This is a genomic window from Streptococcus sp. CSL10205-OR2, from assembly GCF_025660655.1.
Lineage (GTDB): Bacteria > Bacillota > Bacilli > Lactobacillales > Streptococcaceae > Streptococcus.
Genome location: NZ_JAOTIN010000022.1, coordinates 1 through 5,173, shown reverse-complemented (window position 1 = coordinate 5,173; position 5,173 = coordinate 1). Strand labels below are relative to the sequence as shown.

5 protein-coding genes are annotated in these 5,173 nt (G+C 37.0%); 3 read left to right on the top strand and 2 right to left on the bottom strand.

Features of this window, described 5'->3' with window-relative positions; genetic code table 11:
* Nucleotides 1-145, top strand: a 145-nt coding sequence (locus N7659_RS07885) for an IS3 family transposase (protein ID WP_263276608.1), incomplete at its 5' end; no start/stop codon positions are given.
* Between the two features lie 103 nt (nucleotides 146-248).
* On the opposite strand, the gene dtd is transcribed toward N7659_RS07885, so the two are convergent.
* Together dtd and N7659_RS07875 are read right to left on the bottom strand one after the other, a co-directional pair.
* Nucleotides 249-692: a D-aminoacyl-tRNA deacylase gene (gene dtd, locus N7659_RS07880; protein ID WP_263276607.1), complete on the bottom strand. Its 444-nt coding sequence runs from the start codon at nucleotides 690-692 to the stop codon at nucleotides 249-251.
* Nucleotides 693-697: 5 nt separating this feature from the next.
* Nucleotides 698-2,920 carry a RelA/SpoT family protein gene (locus tag N7659_RS07875; RefSeq protein WP_263276606.1) on the bottom strand — a complete coding sequence of 741 codons (2,223 nt, stop codon included), beginning with the start codon at nucleotides 2,918-2,920 and terminating at the stop codon, nucleotides 698-700.
* A 223-nt stretch (nucleotides 2,921-3,143) separates the two neighbouring features.
* Between N7659_RS07875 and N7659_RS07870 the strand changes: the two genes are divergently transcribed.
* Together N7659_RS07870 and N7659_RS07865 are read left to right on the top strand one after the other, a co-directional pair.
* Complete coding sequence (locus N7659_RS07870; protein ID WP_263276605.1) at nucleotides 3,144-3,911, top strand: epoxyqueuosine reductase QueH; 768 nt, start codon at nucleotides 3,144-3,146, stop codon at nucleotides 3,909-3,911.
* A 9-nt stretch (nucleotides 3,912-3,920) separates the two neighbouring features.
* Nucleotides 3,921-4,961 carry a M42 family metallopeptidase gene (locus tag N7659_RS07865; RefSeq protein WP_263276604.1) on the top strand — a complete coding sequence of 347 codons (1,041 nt, stop codon included), beginning with the start codon at nucleotides 3,921-3,923 and terminating at the stop codon, nucleotides 4,959-4,961.
* The last annotated feature ends 212 nt before the right edge of the window (nucleotides 4,962-5,173 follow it).

Sequence of the window (5,173 nt, the reverse complement as noted above, 5' to 3'; positions counted from 1 at the left end):
TTATGGTTATGAGAAAGAGTTTCACTCACTGGAAGAGTTATCAGAGGCTATTTCAAACTATATTGACTATTACAATCACAAACGAATCAAAACAAAATTAAAAGGACTGAGTCCTGTACAATACAGAGACGCAATCCTTTATTAAAATATAATCTCCAACTTTTGGGGGTCAGTACATATGGCAGAGGGTTTTATCATATCAAAGATCAGTTTTGTAAAAACAAAACTGATCTTTAGTTTTTAAAAATTTATTTATTTTTAGTGTCTAAAATAATAGTTACAGGTCCGTCATTGATGAGTGATATTTGCATATCTTCGCCGAAAAGACCTTCTTTAACGCTAACAAATGCTGACAGTTTCTGATTAAATTCTTGATAGAGTTGTTTAGCCAGTTCGGGTTTTGCTGCCTCTGTAAAGGATGGACGATTCCCCTTTTTAGTATTAGCAAACAAGGTAAATTGTGAAATAGATAAAATACTTCCTTTAATGTCTTGAATAGCTAAATTCATTTTATCATTCTCATCAGAGAAGATGCGCATATTGATGATTTTGCGAACAGCGTAATCAATATCCTCTTTGGAATCTTCTGGTCCAACACCAACTAATAGCAGAAAACCTGTATTGATTTTGGCGATGGTTTCTTCTTTGACAGAAATGGATGCTTGTTTAACACGTTGAATAATAATTTTCATCTTTTTTACCCATTGGTTCGTTTGACAGAGTAGACATCTGGTATACTTTTAACCTTATCAACAACTGTAGTTAGTGCTGTAAGATTGCTGACAGCAAAAGCAATATGAATATTAGCAAATTTCATGTCTTTGGTTGGTTGGGCATTCACTGAGGTAATATTTTTAGTATTATTTGACAGTGTTTGTAAGATATCGTTTAAGACACCACCACGATTTAAACCATAAATATCAATTTCAGCAAGATATTCTTTGTTGGCATTTGCCATATCCCACTCGACTTCAATGAGACGTTGTTCATAATTTTCTTGGCTCTTGAGATTTTGGCAGTCTGAACGGTGAATGGCAATTCCTCTGCCTTTAGTGATGTAACCTGCAATATCATCTCCAGGAATTGGATTACAACATTTTGCAATCCTCATCAACAAACCAGATTCTCCTTGAACAATCACCCCATCTTCACTTTTTACCTTAAGGGCTTGTGATGGTTTTTGTTCATGTTTAATTTCACCGCCTTTAAGAAGTTCATTAGCTTCAGCAGCAGCTTTGGCTTTTTCCTCTTCACGACGCTCTTTTTCAGTTAGTTTATTGAAGATGCTTAAGGCACTAACTTCTCCAAATCCAACCCCAGCATAGAGTGCTTCTTCACTACTATAGCTAACTTTGGGTAGAATTTTTTCAATATGTTTCTTATCAAGAAATTTATTGGCCACATAACCATGTTCTTGGAAACATTCAATAAGAAGTTCGCGTCCTTTGTTGATAGACAACTCTTTATCTTGATTCTTAAAGAATTGCCTAATTTTATTTCTGGCTTTATTAGTTTTAACAATCTTAATCCAATCACGACTAGGTCCAAAAGAATTACTATTTGTTACAATTTCAACAACGTCACCTGTTTTTAATTTGGCAGTCAGTGGAACCATACGACCATTGACCTTAGCACCTGTTGCTTTTTCACCAACTTGTGTGTGGATGGCATAGGCAAAATCAATCGGACCAGAGTCTTTTGGTAATTCTTTAACAGCACCATTTGGAGTAAAGACATAGATGCGTTCTGCCAGAATATCTTCTTTGACGGAAGTGACAAAGTCTTTGGCATTTGCAGCATCGTCTTGTAGTTCTACGATTTCTTGAATGAGTCGCATACCAAAAGTCGCTTCTTTGGAGTTGACTTTTTCTTTCACTCCTTTTTTGTAGGCCCAGTGAGCAGCAATACCGTATTCAGCGACTTGGTGCATTTCCTTGGTACGAATCTGAATTTCAATCGGTCCTTTTGGTCCATAAACGGTTGTGTGAATGGATTGGTAGCCATTAGCTTTAGGAGCCGCTATATAATCTTTGAAACGACCAGGCATTGGACGCCAGAGTTCGTGGATATAGCCGACCATGGCATAAACATCACTTGGTGTTTCCATAATACAACGAATGGCGATTAAATCAAAAATTTGATCAAAGCGTTTTTTCTTATCACGCATTTTTCGGTAAATGGAATAAATGTGTTTTGGTCTTCCGTAAACATCTCCTATAAGACCTTGTTCTTTGGTGTATTTGTTGATTTTATTGACGATATCTTCAACAAGAGCTTCACGTTCTCTACGTTTTTCTCTCATCATGCGAGAGATTTTGTAGAATTCTTGTTCATTGATATAACGAAACGAGAGATCTTCTAGTTCCCATTTGATTCGACTAATCCCCAAACGATGAGCAAGAGGTGCATAAATTTCCATGGTCTCATGTGAAATGCGTTCTTGTTTATCTTTTCTAAGGTGTTTGAGTGTTCTCATATTATGTAAACGGTCAGCTAGCTTGACAAGGATGACACGAATATCTTGTGACATAGCCATTAGCATTTTTTGGTGATTTTCAGCCAATTGTTCCTCATGTGAACGGTATTTGACCTTACCTAGTTTAGTCACACCATCAACAATAATACGGATATCTTTACCAAAAGCTTCTTCTAAATCATCTAGTGTGTAGTCAGTATCTTCTACCACATCATGTAAAAACCCACAGGCTACGGTTGTGGCATCCAAATGGAGTTGCGCTAAGATAGCTGCAACTTGGATAGGATGAATGATATAAGGTTCACCTGATTTTCGGAATTGTCCTTCATGTGCCTGTGTGGCAAAATCAAGCGCTTTTTGCACAAGAGCGACATCTTTTTGATTAATATATGTCGCAGCCAAGACGACCACATCTTGACCGGAATAATTTCTTTCTTTAGGCATATGATTTTCCTTACTAATTGAACAATAATGTTCACATATTTTCTGTATTGTACTATTTTATCATTTTTAAGCCAAAAATAAAAAGTTTTGAGAAATAAAATTTTTAAAAAAGACTGACACTATACTGTTTTGACCTATTATCGCCTATAGTCGAAGTGATGTCAATATGATATAATAGATAAAGCTAGTCATTCAGAAAAATTAGTACATTAAAGGATAGCTTATGATTGATTTACAAGAAATTTTGGACAATCTTAATCCAAATCAAAAAATTAATTATGATCACGTCATGCAAAAAATGGTGGCAGATTGGCAAAAAAAAGGCCAACGTCCTAATGTTTTAATGCATGTTTGTTGTGCACCATGTGGGACATATACGCTGGAATATCTGACGCAGTATTGTGATGTGACTATTTATTTTACCAATTCTAATATTCATCCCAAGGTTGAATATGAAAGAAGAGCTTATGTGACTAAAAAATTTGTCCATGATTTTAATGCCAAAACAGGTGAATCGGTGCAATTTTTATCAGCGCCTTATCAACCCAACGAATTTAAACAAGTCGTTCGCGGGTTAGAAAATGAACCTGAGGGTGGCGATAGGTGTAAGGTTTGCTTTGATTATCGGCTAGACACGACTGCTCAAAAGGCTGTCGAGCTAGGTTTTGATTATTTTGGAAGTGCCCTAACTATCAGTCCTCACAAAAATTCACAAGTGATTAATGCGGTGGGAATCGATGTGCAAAAATTGTACACAACCCAGTATTTACCAAGTGATTTAAAGAAAAACAATGGCTACAGACGTTCTGTTGAGATGTGCGTTGAATATGATATCTACCGTCAGTGCTACTGTGGTTGTGTTTATGGCGCTAAGGCTCAGGGAATTGACCTTGTTCAGATTAAAAAAGATGCTAGTGCCTTTATGGCAGATAAAGACACCGAAAATGAATTTCCAAATGTGGTCTTTACTTATAAGGGGAAAACAGTTTAAGGAGAAAAAATGACACCAACCGTTAACTATATTAAGAGATTAACCGCCATTCCATCACCAACAGGCTATACAACCGAGATTATGGATTATGTCCAAGCCGAAGTGGAAAAAATGGGGTATACCGCCAAAAGAACACCAAAAGATGGCTTGATGGTGACCATAACAGGTGAAAATGATGAGAAACATCGCTTGTTGACGGCTCATCTTGATACATTGGGGGCAATGGTTCGTGCGATTAAACCTGATGGGCGTTTGAAGATGGATTTGATTGGTGGTTTTGTTTACAATGCGATTGAAGGCGAAAATTGTACCATCCATGTGAGTAAAAATGGTAAAGCCATTTCTGGTACCATTTTAATGCATCAAACCAGTGTTCATGTTTATAAAGACGCAGGCAGTGCTGAACGTAACCAAGCCAATATGGAAGTTCGTCTTGATGAAAAAGTGACCAGTGAAGCAGAAACACGTGCTTTAGGGATTGAAGTTGGGGATTTTATCTCCTTTGATCCAAGAACGATTGTCACTGAATCTGGTTTTATCAAATCACGTCATTTAGATGATAAAATTTCAGCAGCTATTTTATTGAATCTCTTAAAAACTTATCAAAAAGAGCAAGTGACTTTGCCTTACACCACGCATTTTTACTTTAGCTCTTTTGAAGAATTAGGACATGGTGCCAACTCAAGTATTCCTGAAAAGACAGTGGAGTATTTAGCGGTCGATATGGGAGCAATGGGTGATGATCAGCAAACGGATGAATATACTGTCTCTATCTGTGTCAAAGATGCTTCAGGGCCATACCATTATGGCTTACGTCAGCAAATGGTGGCACTGGCTGAAGATAAGAAAATTCCTTACAAGCTAGATATCTATCCTTTTTATGGTAGTGATGCTTCAGCAGCGATGCGAGCAGGAGCAGAAGTAAGACACGCCCTTATCGGTGCAGGGGTAGAATCCAGTCATTCTTACGAGCGTAGTCATATTGACTCTGTTGAAGCAACGGAGCGTTTGGTAGATGCTTACGTCAAAAGCGAAATGATTGATGAGTAATCTCTTAGATTCTTTATTTCAAACTAATTAACAAGAATAAATAAGAAAGAGGCTAGGAACTCATGTTCCAGCCTCTTGATTTTTGGGCTCTTTGTCAACTGTAGTGGGTGACTAGTCATCAAGATCGGGAGAGAATCACATTGATTCTCTCCCTTTTAATGTTCAAAGCGATGAGAATTTTTGTTTTAAAGTTGTTAAAGTTTCTAAAACCA

What these genes read in the sequence shown, in the direction of transcription:
- N7659_RS07870 (WP_263276605.1), top strand. Translation starts at nt 3,144, where the DNA reads ATGATTGATTTACAAGAAATTTTGGACAATCTTAATCCAAATCAAAAA.
- N7659_RS07875 (WP_263276606.1), bottom strand. Translation starts at nt 2,920, where the DNA reads ATGCCTAAAGAAAGAAATTATTCCGGTCAAGATGTGGTCGTCTTGGCT.
- dtd (WP_263276607.1), bottom strand. Translation starts at nt 692, where the DNA reads ATGAAAATTATTATTCAACGTGTTAAACAAGCATCCATTTCTGTCAAA.
- N7659_RS07865 (WP_263276604.1), top strand. Translation starts at nt 3,921, where the DNA reads ATGACACCAACCGTTAACTATATTAAGAGATTAACCGCCATTCCATCA.